The sequence below is a fragment of the Brevundimonas sp. BR2-1 genome (genome assembly GCF_037626195.1).
Classification (GTDB): Bacteria; Pseudomonadota; Alphaproteobacteria; order Caulobacterales; family Caulobacteraceae; genus Brevundimonas.
The window spans coordinates 1,255,877-1,273,536 of sequence record NZ_JARKMV010000001.1 but is presented as its reverse complement, the minus strand read 5'-3'; the positions used below and the strand labels follow the sequence as shown (position 1 = coordinate 1,273,536).

17 protein-coding genes are annotated in these 17,660 nt (G+C 64.0%); 4 read left to right on the top strand and 13 right to left on the bottom strand.

All coding sequences use genetic code 11. The features are described from left to right. Positions 1–14: 14 nt before the first annotated feature. Positions 15–632 carry a hypothetical protein gene (locus BrevBR_RS06315; RefSeq protein ID WP_340000335.1) on the bottom strand — a complete coding sequence of 206 codons (618 nt, stop codon included), beginning with the start codon at positions 630–632 and terminating at the stop codon, positions 15–17. 454 nt (positions 633–1,086) lie between these two features. Between BrevBR_RS06315 and BrevBR_RS06310 the strand changes: the two genes are divergently transcribed. Continuing rightward, positions 1,087–1,275, top strand: coding sequence for a hypothetical protein (locus BrevBR_RS06310; protein ID WP_340000334.1), 189 nt, complete (start codon positions 1,087–1,089; stop codon positions 1,273–1,275). Positions 1,276–1,304: 29 nt separating this feature from the next. Here BrevBR_RS06310 and BrevBR_RS06305 read toward each other — a convergent pair whose 3' ends face one another. Both BrevBR_RS06305 and BrevBR_RS06300 read right to left on the bottom strand, forming a co-directional pair. After that, positions 1,305–2,702, bottom strand: coding sequence for a CBASS cGAMP synthase (locus BrevBR_RS06305; RefSeq protein ID WP_340000333.1), 1,398 nt, complete (start codon positions 2,700–2,702; stop codon positions 1,305–1,307). Between the two features lie 5 nt (positions 2,703–2,707). Then, positions 2,708–3,694, bottom strand: coding sequence for a CBASS cGAMP-activated phospholipase (locus tag BrevBR_RS06300; protein WP_340000332.1), 987 nt, complete (start codon positions 3,692–3,694; stop codon positions 2,708–2,710). Between the two features lie 159 nt (positions 3,695–3,853). Here BrevBR_RS06300 and BrevBR_RS06295 point away from each other — a divergent pair, with 159 nt between their 5' ends. Then, positions 3,854–4,789: a pPIWI-associating nuclease domain-containing protein gene (locus BrevBR_RS06295; protein ID WP_340000331.1), complete on the top strand. Its 936-nt coding sequence runs from the start codon at positions 3,854–3,856 to the stop codon at positions 4,787–4,789. Between the two features lie 16 nt (positions 4,790–4,805). On the opposite strand, the gene polA is transcribed toward BrevBR_RS06295, so the two are convergent. From polA to BrevBR_RS06280, 3 genes are read right to left on the bottom strand one after another with little or no spacing between them, the layout of a single operon-like run. Further along, positions 4,806–7,712 carry a DNA polymerase I gene (polA, locus tag BrevBR_RS06290; RefSeq protein ID WP_340000329.1) on the bottom strand — a complete coding sequence of 969 codons (2,907 nt, stop codon included), beginning with the start codon at positions 7,710–7,712 and terminating at the stop codon, positions 4,806–4,808. A 59-nt stretch (positions 7,713–7,771) separates the two neighbouring features. Then, positions 7,772–8,206: a hypothetical protein gene (locus BrevBR_RS06285; protein ID WP_340000328.1), complete on the bottom strand. Its 435-nt coding sequence runs from the start codon at positions 8,204–8,206 to the stop codon at positions 7,772–7,774. Between the two features lie 11 nt (positions 8,207–8,217). After that, positions 8,218–9,876: a thiamine pyrophosphate-binding protein gene (locus tag BrevBR_RS06280; RefSeq protein ID WP_340000327.1), complete on the bottom strand. Its 1,659-nt coding sequence runs from the start codon at positions 9,874–9,876 to the stop codon at positions 8,218–8,220. A 99-nt stretch (positions 9,877–9,975) separates the two neighbouring features. On the opposite strand from BrevBR_RS06280, the gene BrevBR_RS06275 reads away from it, so the two are divergent. Beyond that, on the top strand, positions 9,976–10,113 hold the full coding sequence (locus BrevBR_RS06275) for an entericidin A/B family lipoprotein (protein ID WP_332641289.1): 138 nt from the start codon (positions 9,976–9,978) through the stop codon (positions 10,111–10,113). 55 nt (positions 10,114–10,168) lie between these two features. On the opposite strand, the gene truA is transcribed toward BrevBR_RS06275, so the two are convergent. From truA to BrevBR_RS06250, 5 genes are all read right to left on the bottom strand, one after another. Beyond that, complete coding sequence (gene truA, locus BrevBR_RS06270; RefSeq protein WP_340000326.1) at positions 10,169–10,906, bottom strand: tRNA pseudouridine(38-40) synthase TruA; 738 nt, start codon at positions 10,904–10,906, stop codon at positions 10,169–10,171. Between the two features lie 11 nt (positions 10,907–10,917). Further along, positions 10,918–11,877: a methionyl-tRNA formyltransferase gene (fmt, locus tag BrevBR_RS06265; RefSeq protein WP_340000325.1), complete on the bottom strand. Its 960-nt coding sequence runs from the start codon at positions 11,875–11,877 to the stop codon at positions 10,918–10,920. A 69-nt stretch (positions 11,878–11,946) separates the two neighbouring features. After that, a complete protein-coding gene (locus tag BrevBR_RS06260; RefSeq protein ID WP_332641292.1) occupies positions 11,947–12,174 on the bottom strand; it encodes a hypothetical protein in 228 nt (75 codons plus the stop codon). Then, entirely contained in the window at positions 12,174–12,779 is a 606-nt protein-coding gene (locus BrevBR_RS06255; RefSeq protein ID WP_340000324.1) for a peptide deformylase, read from the bottom strand. The genes BrevBR_RS06260 and BrevBR_RS06255 overlap by 1 nt, the downstream gene beginning before the upstream one ends. Positions 12,780–12,836: 57 nt before the next feature. Continuing rightward, positions 12,837–13,184, bottom strand: coding sequence for an acyl-CoA thioesterase (locus BrevBR_RS06250; protein ID WP_332641360.1), 348 nt, complete (start codon positions 13,182–13,184; stop codon positions 12,837–12,839). Positions 13,185–13,366: 182 nt separating this feature from the next. Here BrevBR_RS06250 and BrevBR_RS06245 point away from each other — a divergent pair, with 182 nt between their 5' ends. Then, the gene (locus BrevBR_RS06245) at positions 13,367–13,963 is read left to right on the top strand and encodes a hypothetical protein (RefSeq protein ID WP_340000322.1); all 597 of its coding nucleotides are present in this window, start codon (positions 13,367–13,369) and stop codon (positions 13,961–13,963) included. Between the two features lie 305 nt (positions 13,964–14,268). Here the strand turns inward: BrevBR_RS06245 and BrevBR_RS06240 are convergent, their stop codons facing one another. Then, positions 14,269–14,823, bottom strand: coding sequence for a hypothetical protein (locus BrevBR_RS06240; RefSeq protein ID WP_340000321.1), 555 nt, complete (start codon positions 14,821–14,823; stop codon positions 14,269–14,271). A gap of 1,256 nt (positions 14,824–16,079) precedes the next feature. Continuing rightward, a complete protein-coding gene (locus BrevBR_RS06235) occupies positions 16,080–17,621 on the bottom strand; it encodes an SH3 domain-containing protein (protein ID WP_340000320.1) in 1,542 nt (513 codons plus the stop codon). Between the last annotated feature and the right edge of the window lie 39 nt (positions 17,622–17,660).

Genomic DNA, 17,660 nt, shown 5'->3' with positions numbered 1-17,660 from the left:
GGGCGGCGAGATCGTCATCCCGGCCAACGCCGGGACGCGCGGCGCGCGCGTTCGCCGGCGTCAAGCCGCTGCTTCAGCGCGAACAGGTCCTCCAGCACCTTCCACTGCCGGTACAGGGTCTGGACGTCGTCATGGCGCTCGTCGTGTATGGCCCGCTCGATCGTCTCCGTCAGCGACCAGAAGGTCCGGACCGGATTGTCCAGGTCCGCATCGAACGCCATCTCCGGCCGCCGCGGCGCCGGGGTCAGATGCGGCGGCGTCACCCCCCGCGCCTTGGCCTGCGAACAGATGGTGGCGTGCTCCACCCCGAACACCTCGGCCAGCAGGCTGCCGCGCACCCCCTTCGCCCGCAGCGCCATCACCCTCAGCCAGTCCCGTTCGTCCAGCAGGCTCTTGGGATGCCGATAGTCCCCCGTCCGCTCGCCGAAGGCCGGCACCCGCCGCCGCCGCGGATCGTCCGCCGGCAGGTCCCCGATCCGCATCCCCAGCCGCTTCGCATTGGCCGTCCATGTGTCGTGCGACACCCCCGACTCGGCCCTCAGCGCCGGCGCTTTTTCTCCCGCGTGCCAGCGCCTGAACAGCCCCCGCCACGTCGCGTCGTCATGCTTCGCGTTGAAATGCTTCTTCTCCATGGGCGGAGTCTAACCCCGCCCCTTCCTGCGGCGCGCAAACCCGCTCCCGCGCCCCGCAAACCGCCACGCCCACAGGAATCCCGGCGCCAGCAAAAAAGTTCTGCCGCGACGACACGTCTGCCGCCGCTCCCTCTTCCTGTCGTCATTCCGGGCGGAGAGGCGCGCAGCGGCTCGGAGACCCGGAACCCGGCGGCGCCGCGACGGCGGCGAACCACCGCCGAGGCAATCGGCCACAAACACTCAGCCGTGCTCCCGACAGGGTCGCGCTCACGCGCGCCGCTGGGTTCCGGGTCTACGCTGCGCTTCGCCCGGAATGACGACAGGAAGACGATGCTCACACCCCTCCACACAAAAAAGAACAAACCGGCAACATTCCCGTTGCGCGCCCCTTACCGGAATGCTTTCCCTCTCCCCGGGTCGGTCTTCACATCCCTCCAGCCAGAGAGCCCCAGCCATGACGCCCGAAGACCCGACCGCCCGCCTCCTCGCCGTCCTCCAGGGCCTCGACCTGACCAGCGCCGACGGCCGCGCCGGCATCGGCAGCCTGCTCTCCGAGATCGAGCGCCTCGCCCCCGGCGCCGTCCTGCAACAGGCGGCCCGGATCGAGCGGCGGGCGCTGGGGTGGCGCAGGGATACAGTGTGAGTCGGAATGCTTCCGACCTTCCGATCGAGTTAGCGTCTCTTTGATCGGAACTTGCCGTAGGTGGGGCGAGCACGCGCTCGCTGGGTCGGCCAACCCATCCCTGTCACCTCAACGGGAATTCTTCTTCGTCCGATAAGGCTGCCATTCACCTTGACCGCAACATCAACGAAATGCCGGCCCCGGTAGGCAGAAGTCTCTTTTCGTGAATATCCGGTGCCGCCGCTATGACCGAGATCGTTCTCTTTTTCAGCCTCATTGCCCGAATTTCTGATCGTCCAAGAGACCTCTGCTCCGGGAGGTAGTTCCAGCACATTGGTAAGCGCGAACTCTAATTCGCAGCCCTTGGGAATCGGACCAATCTCGTTTTCGCCCTTCCAGAAACGCTGCCCGTCTTTGGATTTCGCAGTCACAGCAACTTGTGGATTGAAGGACACCGCTGGAAGCGCGTTGGCCTTTTCCATCAATACGTCCTCGTCTTCCTCATCCGGGATTTCGAAGAAGTGCTGAAAAATTTCCGCCCAAACTTCGGCGCTTGCGGCCTTACTCGTGCAGGCAACCGCTCGCTGCGCTGTAGCTACGAACGTATCCAGTCGTTCTTTCACGCTGGCGAATGACTCGGCGCTAAGGCGATTGAGATTCTCCGCCTTGTTAACAGGATTTGCTACCGATGAATCCCTGTGGAGGCGACGGGATATCTCAGCTGCAAGCCCAGCGAGGAGTTCATCGTCACCAGTAAATTCGTCCGGATTTATCGCGTTGTAAGCGTCGCCGGCCAAGATTGTTAACATGATGGAAGAGGGACGATCGCCATCGGGGAACGCCAGTGCACCCCACATCTTCAGGTAGCGAACTGACCTTCGGACTCGAGGACGGGCAGCACCGTCAAAAGTATCCTTCCACCATTTGTATATGGCCTTGGGATCGCTATCTTCCCAAGTGTCGTCTGATGTCGCCAGCGAACGCGCATCCCGGTCGCTATCAAGGTGGTAGCCTGGGATATCGATGTGAAAATCATCCGCGAAATGGATGCGGGAACAGCGAGGCTTGGGTTCACTAACGCCCTCAGCATCATTGCCGGGGTCCTCCGCATATGTTTCCAAACTGCCTTGGATCAGATCTTTCAAATCGACGGGTGTGTGCGCGCCGTCCGTAGGCTGTCCGCTCCAACGGAAATAGACGCCCAGATCAATGTCGAACTCTTGCCCCGCCGACGCAGGACGTATTTGGGTTCCAAATTTATAAGAGCCTTGAAGCCAAGAATACATTGGACAGCCCGACTTTTCAGAAAGGTCTGCTAGCAGAACCTCCCTCAGATCATTCCAGCGTTCTTCTTGCGATCTGTATTGCTCATCACTGGGGCGAATTCTGTAGTCCAACGATTTTTGGGGATCGTTGGTAGAGTAAAATAAACCAGCTGCAACGCCCATCGTTTCTATCCCAAATTGAAAAATGTCGGTGTTGGCGCTGTGTGCTTCAGAAAGGTGGACAGCGCGGGTCGACCGAGATGTTCGCGTACCGATGCCTCCGCCAAGGCCAACAGGTCGAGCTTCGCAGCGTCACTCGCGACGTCTAGCGCGAGAGATTTTTCCTGTTCTCTTGACTGAGTGTGATCAATCCTAAGGTATCGCTCGCCGAGTCGGTGCCGCAGCATGAAATCCGCGTTGACCTGATTGGCCGCAATCATAACGTTGGGAAGGCGTTGGTCCTCCATCCAGCCCATCCAACCCAAATCCGTGCCGACTGAGTTCGAAAATGAGAAGCTGGATGTGGTGGTCCCGATGCTGAGCATTCTAATGTCAGCTAGATTCTGCCCCAAAAAGTGCTCAGCTTCGTGCAACGCAAGATGATCAGGGGCATTCGCATAGAGGCCTCCGTCTGCATACAATTCGCCTCCTATTCTATGTAGAGGAAAGAAGGTCGGGGCGGCTGACGTTGCTAATGCCACATCTACCACTCTTAATCTTAAGTCTCTTGAAAAGGTCGGATGGTGTGAAGTTTTGAAGACCTGAGGGCTTCCTTTGGTCAGATTAACTGTCGGAACCATCACTCTATGATTCAGGTGACGAACTAGAGTGTCGCTGCCTACAATCGCCTCGATGGTGCGAGCCAACGGCGCCGCAGAGTAAAGGGGCTTAGTCGCATTCTTGAAGAGCGCCGCCTTCTTAGCTAGCCCGTTCTGAGGCGGCGGTTTGGTAGAGAAGATGCTTGCTCCATTGGAGAGAAATGCATCCCGGATTTCGCTAGCGGGAGTTCGGTGAGCAAGCCCCAGGGCGATAATCCCGCCTACTGATGTGCCAGCGATTAGATCGAAGCAGTCAGCGATCCGGCAGTCCTGCTGTTCCTCGAGGGATGCGAGAACAGCAGCGGTGTAGAGGCCCATAAAGCCCCCGCCAGACAAGGATAGGATCTGAAAAGCCAAGACATCGGTCTCCGTGAAGCGCGACGGTAGGCACAAGCTTGACGGGAGTCGAATCCTGCTAAGATAGTAGCCTGTCTCAAAGCTTGCTTACCGTAAACCGCGCCGTATGATAGAACGAAACATAAACATTTTCTGTGGAGGACTTCAGTGGTCCGGAGAGTGTCCCCAAGTGAGTACCAGCGACTTGTTCGAGAAGCCCAAAGAAAACAAAAGGCTGCAATTGACGCCTATAATCGCGAGGTAAACCGATACAATAGTCAGCTCCGCCAGAATGTGGCGGCGGTTAATCGTGAAATAAGCAGACACAACCAAGCGGTTCGTCAGGACGAGCAAAAAAGAAAGACCGCAATTTCCAACTACAATAGGGAAGTTCGGGCACACAATAGTCGCGTGGAGGCCAATCGTAGGCAGATTGCGAGAGAGCTAACTCGAATTCACAGCCATCCTACACCTGATACTTATCAGGCGGTCCGTAGGTCATCGATAGACCTAAATGCGGCATACGAGCGGGTTTCATCCGGCGCGCAAACTTATTCGAACGATGTCGAGGAATTTCTCGTTTCGGAAATGCCCGCGCGCGAGAATGCGAACAGTCTGGCGCTTGCCAACGCCCTATCTGACTCTGAGCCGGTAGTTGCAGAGGACGAAGGCACGGCAACCGCCATCACTGATGAGTTGTCGAAGATTTCCCCGGATCTCGATGCGCGATGGAAGGGCGCATTGTTCTCGCTAAACCCACAAAATCCTGACGCGGCGCGCCATTTTTGTACAAGCGCAAGAGAGATAATCACAAAGATCCTAGAAGCAAAAGCTCCGGATGATGTCGTCGAAGTAGACGATCCCTCTTGTCAGAGGACACCTCAAGGAAAGCCTACGCGACGATCCAAGATCGCTTTCCTATTGAAAAGGTCCGGCATTATTAACGACGCTCTCAACGATTTTGTAGATGAAGACATGGCAAACGTTGTTCAGCTATTCGATGTGTTCAATAGCGCAACCCATGGAGACGCAGGAAAATATAGTCTAGCTCGCCTCGGTGCCATCAAGCAGCGTGTAGAAGGTGGCATATTCTTTCTCACTAAGATCGCCGCTTAGGGACGCTCGCTTCCCCTCAGTGCGCCTCGTCCCAGTTCCCCGCCGCCCGCGCATCCACCACCAGCGGCACGGTCAGGGCCACGGCCGGTTCCGCCGCCCCCTCCATCGTCCGCTTGATCACCGCAATCGCGCGCTCGGCCTCGGCTTCCGGGGCCTCGAAGACCAGTTCGTCGTGGACCTGCAAAAGCATGCGGGTTGAAAGGCCCTCCGCCTCCAGCGCCCCCGGCATGCGGATCATGGCCCGGCGGATGATGTCGGCGGCGGCGCCCTGGATGGGGGCGTTGATGGCGGCGCGCTCGCCGAACTGGCGCTCGGCCCCCGACTTGGAGTGGATGGCGGGAATGTGGATGCGGCGGCCGAAGACGGTCTCGACCCGGCCCGTCTCGCGCACCCGGGCCTTCATCGCGTCCATATAGGCGCGGATGCCGGGGAAGCGCTCGAAATAGGTCTTGATATAGGCCCCGGCCTCGCCCTGGTCGATGTTCAGCTGATTGGCCAGGCCGAAGGCCGAGATGCCGTAGACGATGCCGAAATTGATCGCCTTGGCGCGGCGGCGGGTCTCGGGGTCCATCTGGTCGACGGGGACGCCGAACATCTCGGAGGCCGTGGCGGTGTGGATGTCGATGCCGGCGGCGAAGGCGCGCTTGAGTTCCGGGATGTCGCCGATGTGGGCCAGCAGGCGCAGCTCGATCTGGCTGTAGTCGGCGCTGATCAGGACGTGGCCGGGGGCGGCGATGAAGGCCTGGCGGATCTGGCGGCCGGTCTCGGTGCGGATCGGGATGTTCTGCAGATTGGGGTCGCTGGAGGCCAGGCGGCCGGTGGTGGCGGCGGCCAGCTGGTACGAGGTGTGGACGCGGTCGGTGGTCTTGTCGGCGGCCTCGATCAGGGCGTCGGTATAGGTGCCCTTGAGCTTTGACAGCTGGCGCCAGTCCAGCAGGACGCGCGGCAGGTCGTGGGTCAGGGCCAGGGTCTCGAGGGTGGCGGCGCCGGTCTCCCACTGGCCCGAGGCGGTCTTCTTGCCGCCGGTCAGGTTCATCTCGCCGAACAGGATGTCGCCGATCTGGCGCGGGCTGCCGACGTTGAACGGGCGGCCGGCCAGTTCGTGGGCCTGCTGTTCCAGCTCGGCCATGCGCAGGCCGAACTCCGAGGACAGGCGTTTGAGCCGGTCGGGGTCGACGCGGATGCCGGCCCGCTCCATGCCGGCCAGCACCTCGGGCATGCCGCGCTCCAGCGTCTCATAGACGGTGGTCAGCCGCTCCTCGGCCAGCCGCGGCTTGAGGATCCGCCACAGGCGCAGGGTCACGTCGGCGTCCTCGGCGGCGTAGCAGGTGGCCGGTTTCAGCTCGACGTGTTTGAACGACTTCTGGGACTTGCCCGTGCCCGCGACCTGTTTGAACGGGATGGGGTCGTGGCCGAGGTGCAGCCGCGCCAGCTCGTCCATCCCGTGGCCGTGCAGGCCGCCCTCCAGCACGTAGGAGATCAGCATGGTGTCGTCGATCGGTGCGATCCGTATGCCCCGCTGCGCCATGACGGCGATGTCGTATTTGCCGTTCTGGACGACCTTCAGGACCGCCGGGTTCTCCAGCAGCACCTTGAGCCGGGCCAGGGCGGTCGGCTTGTCGATCTGGGTGAGGGGTTCGCGCTGGTCGCTCTCCCCCCCGAAATCCAGCCCCCCGGCATTGGCCGCCGGCTCATGCTCATGCGTCAGCGGCACATAGCAGGCCTCGTTCGGGCCGACCGCCAGCGACACCCCGCACAGCCCCGCATGCGTCGCGCTGAGTGCGTCGGTCTCGGTGTCGAACCCGACGACGCCCGCCTCGGTCGCCCGGGCGATCCAGGCGTCCAGTTCGTCGACGGTCTGGATGCAGCGGTAGGCCTCGATGTCGACCTTCTGCGCCTCGGCCGGGCCGGTCGGGACCTGGCCGTAGCGGGGCGTGGCGACGGGGGCGACGGGCGGCCTGGCGCGGGCGACGAAGGCCGTGCCGTCCTTGGCGGGGGCCTTGCCGTCGCCGACGCGGTTGCGCAGGCTGCGGAACTCCATCCGGTCGAGGAACTCGCCCAGCTTTTCGGGATCGGGGTGACGGACCACGAAGTCGTCGATCGGCTCGGGCGCGGGGGCGTCGCAGGTCAGGCGCACCAGTTCGCGGCTGAGCAGGATCTGGTCGCGGAAATTCTGCAGGGTCTCGCGGCGCTTGGGCTGTTTGATCTCGCCGGCGCGTTCCAGCAGGGTGTCCAGATCGCCGTATTCGTCCAGCAGCTGGGCCGCCGTCTTGGGGCCGATGCCGGGGGCGCCGGGGACGTTGTCGACGCTGTCGCCGATCAGGGCCTGAAGGTCGACCATCTTCCCGGGCAGGACGCCGAACTTCTCCATGACGGCGTCCTCGGCCAGCCGCCGGTCCTTCATCGGATCCCACATGACCACGCCGCCGCCGATCAGCTGCATCAGGTCCTTGTCGGAGGAGACGATCACGGCCTCGCCGCCGGCGTCGCGCGCCTTGCAGGCATAGGTGGCGATCAGGTCGTCGGCCTCGTAGCCGGGCAGCTCCAGACAGGCGACGCCGAAGGCCGCCGTGGCCTCGCGCACCAGCGGGAACTGCGGGATCAGGTCCTCGGGCGGGGCCGAGCGGTTGGCCTTGTACTGGTCGTACAGGTCGTTGCGGAACGTCTTCTCGGAATGATCGAAGATGGCCACCAGATGGGTCGGGCCGTCGCTGCCCTTCATGTCCTGCAGCAGCTTCCACAGCATGTTGCAGTAGCCCTGGATCGCGCCCACCGGCAGGCCGTCGGACTTGCGGGTGAGGGGCGGCAGGGCGTGATAGGCGCGGAAGATGTAGGCCGAGGCGTCGATCATCCACAGCCGCAGGGCGGGGCCGTCCTGGGTGAGGGGGCGGTCGGTGGTTTCGGGCGCGGCGGTGTCGGTCATTGGCGGAACATAGGCGGGCCGGGGCCGCCCGTCACCGCCGCCTGATCAGGATTCGGCGGTCAGCTGACCCAGGTGGCGCGGCATTCGCTGACGGTCCAGCCCGCGAAGCCGGACCGGACGCGGCATTCCGAGCCCTGTCCGGCCAGAGGCCCGTGCATGACGCCGACCTTGATCAGAGCGCCCTGGCCGTCATAGCGGGGCCGCTCGAAACTGACCCAACGCCTGCCGCCACTGGATTCGGGCGCGTCCCGGTCATAGGGGGTGAAGGCGAGACCGTAGCGGCTCCAGTCGCACCGCGGAGCATAGCCTCCCATGAACCGGACCGGCGGCGGCGGATTGTCCGGGCCGAAGCGGAAATGCTCCCTGGCCACGGCCGCGATGACGGCGCAGTCGTCGCCGTCCTGCGCCGCCGGCGGGCCATCAGGCGCAGGCTCCACCGGCGTGGCGCAACCGGTCAGAAGGACGGAGGCGATCAGGGCGGGAACGGGACGCATGCGGGCTCCTGTCAGGAACGAAGGCCGGTGATCGTGCGGTTGGGCGCGATGTCCTCAGCCGAGGTCAGCAGGTGAACGAGGGCGGGACGGCCCGCGTTCCGCGCGGCCTCGAAGGCGGCGGGGAAGTCCCCGGTCCGTTCGCAGCGCACGCCGAAGGCGCCGAAGGCCTCGGCGTATTTGACGAAGTCGGGGTTCTTCAGATCGGTGGCGATGACCCGGTCAGCCCCCGGATAGTGGCCTTCCTGGTGCATGCGGATAGTGCCGTAGGTTCCGTTGTCCACGACGACCACGACGACGTTGATCCCGTACTGGACCGCCGTGGCGATCTCCTGCCCGGTCATCAGATAGTCGCCATCGCCGGCGATGCAGATGACGTCGCGGTCGGGGTGAACCGACTTTGCGGCGATGGCCGCGGGGTAGCCGTAGCCCATGGCGCCCGAGGTCGGCGCCAACTGGGTGCGCCGGGCCCGGTGCTTGTGGAAGCGATGCAGCCAGGCGGCGAAATTGCCGGCGCCGTTGGTCAGGATGGCGTCGGCGGGCAGCACCTCGCCCAGATGCCGGATCACCTCGCTCATGTTCACCGCGCCGGTCACCGGGACCGGCCGGATGAAGGCCTCGAAGTCGGCGTGGGCGGTCCCGGCCTGCGCCTTCCAGTCCCGGCCCGGGTCGATCGTCGACAACGCCAGCGCCGCCAGCGAACAGTCGGCGGAGGCGCCCAGCAGCGTCGGCCAGACCCGCCCCAGCTCCTCGGGGCCGGGGTGGATGTGGATCAGGGTCTTCGCCGTGCCTGCGCGGTCCAGCATGGTGTAGCCTTGGGTCGGGTTCTCGCCCAGCCGTGCGCCGATGGTCAGGATCAGGTCGGCGTCCTTGACCCGCTGCACCAGCTTCGGATTCGGCCCAAGCCCGAGATCGCCGGCGTAGTTGGACCGGTCGTTGGAGATCAGATCCTTGCGGCGGAAAGACAGGGCGACGGGCAGGCCGATCCGCTCCGACCAGTCGGCGATGGCGGTGGTCGCCGCGTCGCTCCAGCCCGAGCCGCCCAGCACCAGCAGCGGACGTTCGGCCTTGGCCAGCTTCTCGCGAACCTGTTCCACGAAGGCCGGGTCCAGCGCCGCCCGCGCCGGCGTCACCGGCCGGATCGGCGCCGGGCCGCCGTCGGCGTGCAGAATGTCTTCGGGCAGGGCGATGACCACGGGACCCATCCGGCCCTGAAGGGCGGTGGCGAAGGCGCGCTCGACCACCTCGACCGTGCGTTCCGGGCTTTCGATCTCGGTGGCCCATTTGGCCAGACCGCCGAAGACCTCGCGGTAATCGACCTCCTGAAAGGCGCCGCGCCCGCGGTCGGTCAGGGCGATCTGGCCGACGAACAGGATCATGGGCGTGGAGTCCTGATGCGCCGTATGCACCCCGATCGAGGCATGGGTCGCGCCCGGCCCGCGCGTGGCCATGCAGACGCCGGGCCTGCCGGTCAGCTTGCCGTAAGCCTCGGCCATGTTGGCGGCGCCCGCCTCGTGGCGGCAGGCGATGACCTGAATCCTCTCCCGCACGTCGGCCAGCGCATCCAGCACCGCCAGATAGCTTTCACCCGGCACGCAGAACACGCGGTCGACGCCATTCATGACGAGGGTTTCGACGAGGCGGCGGGCGGCGGTGTTGGGGGGCTGGGTCATGTCCAGCGGTTAGCAGATCGACCCCCGGCCTGGCTATGCAACCCGACGGCCACGCTTGCGTTTATGGCCAAGGTTCTACCCCTCCCAAGGATATCCGACATGAAGAAGATCGTAGCCCTCGCCCTCGTCGCCGCCGCCCTGGCGGTCTCGGCCTGCAACACCATCTCGGGTGTCGGCCGCGACGTCTCGGCCGCCGGCAACGCCGTCAGCTCGGGTGCGGAAGAAGCGAAGAACTAGGCTTCGGCCCCAGGCTGAAGGAAGGGCCCGCCGGTCTCCGGCGGGCCTTTTCGCGTCAGTAGTCCACGCACGTCAGATACAGGCCGTCCGACGGCGCCACGGGCCCGCAGGCCGCGCGGTCGCGCGCCGCCAGCGCCGCCGCGACGTCCTCGACCCCCCAGCGGCCCTGACCCACTTCCGCCAGGGTGCCCGTCATGGAGCGCACCTGCCGGTGCAGGAAGCTGCGCGCCTCGAACTGCAGACAGATCTCGTCGCCGTTACGGAACACGCGAGCGACGTCCAGGGTCTTTTCCGGCGATTTCGACTGGCAGTTCACATCGCGGAAGGTGGTGAAGTCATGCAGGCCCACAAGGGCCTGCGCGGCTTCATGCATGGCCTCTTCGTCCATCCGCTTGCGGATGTGCCAGACCCTGCCCTTGTCCAGCGCCGGCGGACCGCGACGGTTGAGGATACGGTACAGGTAGCGCCGCCCCGTCGCCGAGAAGCGGGCGTGAAATTCGTCGTCCACCGACACGCAATCCAGCACCGACACGGCCTCGCCGACCAGATGGGCGTTCAGGGCGTTCATCACCGTCCGCTCGGGCCACGCCCTGTCGAGGTCGAAGCTGATGACCTGGCCGGTTGCGTGAACGCCCGTGTCCGTCCGCCCGGCCGCTGCAATGCGCACCGTCTGGCCGCAGAAGGCGGTGATGGCCGTCTCGACGGCGCCCTGCACGGTCGGCTGGCCGGGCTGGGTCTGAAAGCCGTTATAACCCGAGCCGTCATATTCGAGCGTCAGCCGATAGCGGGGCATGCGTGTTCCTCCTACCGCTCGCCCCGCGGGGGCTCGCTGCCTGAGGAGGGAAGGATCGTCCCGGCGGGCAGGGCGAACCCGCGCAGCATCTCGTCCGGAGTCTGCGCCGCCTTGCCGGCGCGCTGCACCCGCAGCAGCCGCACGACGCCGTCGCCCGTGGCGATGCGCAGGTCGCCGTCCAGAACCTCGCCCGGCCGGCCCGCGCCGCGCAGCGAAAGCCGCGACATCAGCGCCTTGATCCGCACCGGGCCTTCGGGGCCGGGGGCCTCGAACCAGGCGCCGGGGGCGGGCGACAGGCCGCGGATGCGCGCGTCGATCTCGGCCGCGGAGCGGGTCCAGTCTATGCGCGCCTCGGCCGGCGTGATCTTCCTCGCATAGGTGGGTTCCCCGACCTGTTCGGTTCCCTCGACCTGACCGCGCTCGATGGCGGCAAGCGCCCGGGGCCACAGGCTGGCGCCCGTGTGCGACATGCGTTCGGACAGGCTCGCAGCCGTATCGTCGGGCCGGATGTCCAGCACCTCGGACAGCAGGATCGGGCCTTCGTCCAGGCCTTCGGACATGCGCATGATCTGCACGCCCGTCTGGCGGTCGCCGGCCATGATCGCCCGCTGGATCGGGGCCGCCCCACGCCAGCGTGGAAGCAGCGAGCCATGCAGGTTGAAACAGCCGAGGCGCGGCGCCTCCAGCACCTCGCGCTTCAGGATCTGGCCGTAGGCGACCACGCAGGCGGCGTCGACCTCGAGGCTGCGGAAGGTCTCGATGGCCTCGGGCGACTTCATCGAGTCCGGCGTGAACACGGGCAGGCCCATGGTCTCGGCGAAGGCGTGGACGGGCGACGGCGTCAGCTTCTGACCACGGCCCTTCGGCCGGGGCGGCTGCGAATACACCGCCGCGACCTCATGCCCGGAAGCGATGAGTTCGGCCAGGGACGGCACGGCGAAATCAGGGGTACCCATGAAGGCGAGGCGCATCGGTGGTTCCGGAAGCAGCAATCCGCGCTCAAGTAGCGCGAAGCGAGGCGGCGCCAAACAAAAAGCGGGCTATTCCCAGCGGGTCGAGACGCCGCCGCCCTCATCCCATTCGCCGCCCGCGTCCAGCGCGTCGTCGAAATCGAGCAGCCGGTCCAGGATCACCCCGGCGATCACCCCGACGGCGGCGACGCCGATCAGGGTCGCGAGGCTGGCCACGCCGACCTTCTCGTTGCGAGTCAGGCGGCGGCGTCCGGCGGGATCGATGATGCGGTCGCGCGACCGTTTCAGGCGGGCCATCAGGCGGCCAGCCTTGCGTTCTTCCTGACCTTGGCGACGGCGCGGTCGCGCTTCAGACGCGACAGGTGGTCGATGAACAGCACGCCCTCGAGATGGTCCATCTCGTGCTGGATGCAGACGGCGTACAGGCCCTCGGCCTCTTCCTCGACGGTCTGTCCTTCGTAGTTCAGGTATTTCAGCCGCACGCGCGCCGGGCGTTCGACGGAGTCGAAATACTCGGGCACCGACAAGCAGCCTTCCTCGTAGGTGAACAGTTCGTCGGACGCCCAGACGATCTCGGGATTGACGAAGAAGCGCGGGTTGCGGCGCTCCGCATCCCGTTTCGCGCGCTCCTCGTCGCTCATTTCAGCGGGGTCGACGTCGTCGGCGGCGCCGTCCCCATCCTTCCCGGGCTTGTCGCCCAGGTCCATGACGATGACCCGGCGCGTGTCGCCGATCTGCACGGCCGCCAGGCCGATGCCGGGCGCGGCGTACATGGTCTCCAGCATGTCATCCATCAGACGGCGCAGCTCGTCGGTCACCGGCCCTTCGACCGGGGTGGAGACCTGTTTCAGCACGGCCAGGTCGGCGGCGTTGTCGATGGTGAGGATGCGACGTACGGACATGCCCGCGAGGTAGGCGCGGCGGGCCCAAAGGTCAAGATTTCCCAGCGCCCTGCTGGGTTATGCCGCAGGGTCGGGCAGGGCCCTCGGCTTGCGATCGTCGTCAATGGCCACATAGGTGAAGACGCCCTCGGTGACCCGCACCGAGGCGGCCTGGGCGTGATTGCGGGGCCGTTTCCACGCCTCGACATGCACCCGGATCGAGGTGCGGCCGGTCTTCAGGACCCGGGCGTAGATCGACACCTCGTCGCCGACCGAGACTGGCTGGTGAAACACCATTCCGTCCAGGGCGATGGTCACGCAACGGCCCTGGGCAAGCTCGAAGGCGGGCGTCGCCCCCGCCAGATCCATATGCGCCAGCAGCCAGCCGCCGAAGATGTCGCCTTCGGGATTGGTGTCCGCCGGCATGGCGATGACCCGCCCGACGGGCTGGCCGGTCGGCTGGGTCGGCAGGGCGTCGGTCACGGGGCGCTCCGTTTCGGGGGTTTGGACAGCGTACCAGTGCTTGGCGGATGGAATAGGTCCGAATTCCGAGATGGCCACACAAACTCCACCGTGGCAGCGTGGTTCACGACGATGGGGTGAGCCTTATGCCAGAGACGAAATCGAAACTCAGCAAAGCAACCGCCTGGCTTCTGGTGCTTGTGATGGCCCCGGTGGTGATCCTGGGCTTCGCATCCCCTATGCCCACGGGTGCCAGTGACTATGCAGCGTGGGCTCAAGGACTGGGCACTGTGCTGGCGATCGTGGCTGCAATCATCATCGATATGGGCGCCGCAAGGCGTTCAGAGCGCCAGATTGAAGCCGCACGACAAGATCTCGTAACCGCCCACGCTGAAAGGGTCGGTGACTGGCAAAGAGCCTTCGCAGACGCACTGAAAATTATGGGCAATGCGCGTCGCCTCGCGGAATACCCAATAGACGGAATTGACGGAGCGCGCCTGTCTCGGCTGTTGCGCAATACGGCCGGCATGCTGGACACCTACCTGGCCCAGCCACCTCCCAATCCAAGCCTCTCATTTCTGCTGATTGCAGCCCGCACGGAATTCGACATGCCACGTCCGGCGCTCGAATCTTTCCAAGAGAGCAAGTCCGACACCTCGGCCAAACGCCTCCGGGCGACATTGGATCGTTCGCTTCAGATTCTCACTGATCTGGACGAGGAATATCGGCACGGCCTCATCTGAGCTGCAAAACGTCTACTCTGAACGGGCTCCCGAGCCTGCATAGGCCTGCAGCCTCAAGACAGAAGTCTGAACCAGAGGAAAATGGCGCGCCGCCGTGGATGAAGCGGAGAACTATTGTGCGTGCGTGACCTTGGCCAGCTGATTGTGGAGAGGCGCAGGCTGGCGTCCGTTAGGCCCTCACGTTAGCCGAGCGGCAACGGCAGCAAGACGATCTGGATCAGGCTCCAAAAGGTGAAAGCGAGAGCGACCGATGCGTCCAGCGCCAAAGCGGTAGCCCTAATGCTGGGATGAGATCGGCATTGGCGCTACCGGCCGAAGAACTGAGGGCAGCGACCGTACCCTGGAACGGTACCTTGGGAGGAGTATCCTTCCGACACCAAGAACGTAGCAGAGACACAGTTCAACTGGCTCGACAGTGCGAAGAAATCCCGCCCGGACAGCCAAAACTCGTCATTCCCGATTTCCTCAAAGCGGAAAACGTGAAGTATTTGCGGGGTTCGTCCGTCCTCGGCAAGAAGTCTGACTCTCCGCCCACGGACAGTGACTTGGCTCTGGCCAAGGGACTCAGCCCAGCGTTGGTCCATCTCATCGAAAGCCGGACCGAAATCATGCGGAGCGGTTGTGAAGTAAGGGTCGCGCTCATCGATCCGCCAGAAGCCGAAGCTTGTTGGGAACGGCAGAGTGATCGGCCGGCCGCGCTCCAGCGCCACCCCCTGACTTAAAATCCGGGGATCGTTCAATATCTGGGTAGGGTCGTTCACGGGACCGTACAGCGGTCGCAATGCTGCAGCCCATCGGTACCTGACAAAACTGTTTTCGAATGTAGCCCCATCTACGATACCCGGCAGCAAGAGGATCACGCCGAGCGCCCCCCCCTGGTAGAGATGGTCTAGGACAGTTAGCCCTTGGCCGCCCAGCTCGTCGTCCTCCCGCTCAGAAATCAGATCGCTGCTTTTGCGGGCGGTGACACATAGACGCCGAAGAATTTCGTTTGCGGAGTTTGAGATTGGCTCGATGGTTATGCGCTCAGAGCTTTCCGTCAGATAGAGTGACCATCCCCTAATTACGGAGTGACCGGACTGGCATCCGACCGCTCCGAACTCTGGTTCGGTCCGAGTCCCTGGCTCCGCCACGAACAAGAATGCTCTGGGCTCCCCGCGAGGGCCGGCGAACTGAGCTTGGCGACTATCGACGTAGTAAACGCTCCCTCCCATGCTCGGGATCAGGCCGCCTCCCGCCCCCACGACCTGCTGCTGAAATGAAAGCAACGACGCCCCTAGGCGGTTACGCAGCGGGTTCGGCTCTGGTGCTTCATAGACCACGGTACCGGCGGTTATTCCGTCCACCTGGCCGATCGATGTTACCGACGACGGAGGATCTGAGGTGCGCGGGGTGCTTTGCGCCCATGCAGAGGCGGCTAGGCCCACTTGGCTCAAGGCGAAGCTGAGGGCAAGCGCGGCTAGTCTCACTTGGGTTGCTCCATATGGACCACTCCCGCCGTCACGCCGCCAGTTTGCCCATAGGATTGAACTCTTCCGACCTCGGCCGAATAGGTGTTGCCGGCAGTGGCGTCTGGAACGTCTGGGGCTGATGACGTCTCCCCGACTTCTACGGGAACCGGATCTCGAGAAATTCTATCCTCTTGATGGTACACTGGAATCGGGACGGGGGGTGGTGCCTCATTTGAGACCTCTTCCGCCCCCAGCGTGGACGAGCTCAGTGGCTGGTTATGGCCTGTGGCATCCGAAAAACGGCGCTCCCTTTCGGGCTGGGGCGAACGCGGATACTGCCAAGCTAGAATGGCTATTACGGGCACCGCGATCGCGGCGATCAGGCTGGCAATCTTCAAACTGCGCTTATTCAGGATAGACGACTTAGCCATGTCCACCTCGCCGCCGCACCTCTACCATACGTAGCGCTGATATTCCAAATGGGCCTCCCGCCAAGGTCCCCCGAGGCGCGCTGAAAGAGCTACGATGCCTGCCGAGTAGGCGCACCGAAACTCTGGCGAGGACTCCACCGGATCAAGCCGAAACCATTCATCGTTGGTTGGAGGGGCTGGCCAGTGCCTACGGGGCGCTGTGTGTCCGAGCTGGGCTCGCTGGTCATAAGGCTGTTAAGGTGCCCTCAAACGAGACTGCGGCAGCCAACCGATCGTCGCACCGTCAGACCGGTAATCGACCACCTTCACCTTCGCCCAGTCACCATCCACTTCTAGCACTTGGATGAGCTCGTCTGTGAAGACGAGGCGAATGACCTGCGCCCTGGAATCGGGGTCAGTGCGCAGGTTGGTTTTCTGGGAAACGCTGCGGTCGTCGCGAGCCGCGCGCGCATCAGCGCGGTTCTGTTCCAATAGCTCGCGGATCTTGACCAGCTCCGCGTGGGCGGCCTCTGTAGCCGCACTCATTTCGCGTTCGTGGCTCTTATCTAAGAACTCGACGGTCTGCAGGGCCGCAGAATAGGCAGGAATGAGCAATAGCAGCAGGCCGGCCGTCGCATTGCGCTGCGCCGTGGTCAAATGTCCCCACCGCGCCAGACCGTATTTTATGGTCTGGCTCAGACGCGCCCAGAAATCGTCGGGCGTTGTCTCGTCGGCATCCAACTCATGAAGGTCGCCTAGTGCGTGCGCCAGCAGAACATCTGAGGGCAGGGCGATGTCGTAGTTGGTGAGCACGGCTGCGCCGGCGCTCCGTGGGCCGCGACCGGTCAACACCGCTTCCGCCGTGTAGAACCAACCCGGCCGCAGCAGGCTGGCCGTGGCCTCGCTGATTGATGATCCACGACCGACGCTGGCCAAGTCTCCGATCGACGCTAAGGCCGCGCGGGACAAGTTCAGACTTAACAATTGGTCGATGTCGCGCGCCCAGTTTGGCTGCACCAGCGATTGCGCTATCACATCCCAATGTCGGCCAAACTCGCGCATTTCGTCGAGAGGGCCGAAGGCGGCTTTGAACAGAGCGTCTTGCCGGTTCAGTCCTGCGATCAAATCCTGAACCTGGTTGTCGCGCTGCAGGAGTCGTTCCGATGCGCTGGAGACGGCCGTCAGACCAAGCACCTCATCCCTGAGCCTCCTCGACGCTGAAAGGCCCATCAGTTCATCCAAGCGTGCGTGGGAAGACGTCAAATGCTCCAGTTCCCGGCGATGGCGCATTACGCTTTCAAACGGATCGGTCACGGCTTGAATTCGCTCGGCCTCCCGATCAACGGCGAGCTTTTGATCCTGGAGTTTTCTCTGGACGATACGGAACAGACGATCGGCTGGGGTTTCACCGGGAGTTGACGCAAGAGCCGCATCAGCATCGGCTTCCGCTATCTTGCTGATCTTGCCCCGCGCGCCGCGCTCCAAGCGCGGTCGCCAGAAGCCCATAGCCGACCGGACTAGGCCCTCGGCGAAGGCATGCAGGACTTCATCAGCCAGGCCCGGGATGTCGTCGGGCGTCAGCATAAGCGGCATCGTATCCGGGTCTTCCGAGGCATCAGCCGGCGTTCGCCCCCGCTCAGAGAGTAGATCTCGGACGAAACCAAGCCCGTCGGTCCAACGCTTTCGCCGCAAACCCTCGTCGGCCCAGTCGTCGAAGTTGCGCGACCCCGCATCAATGGTGACAAGGCCCCTTTCGGGGAGGTCGACATCTACGAAGGCGATCCGGTGCAGGTTCATAAATCGCGAGCCTATAGCAGCTCGATCACCGAGCCCATG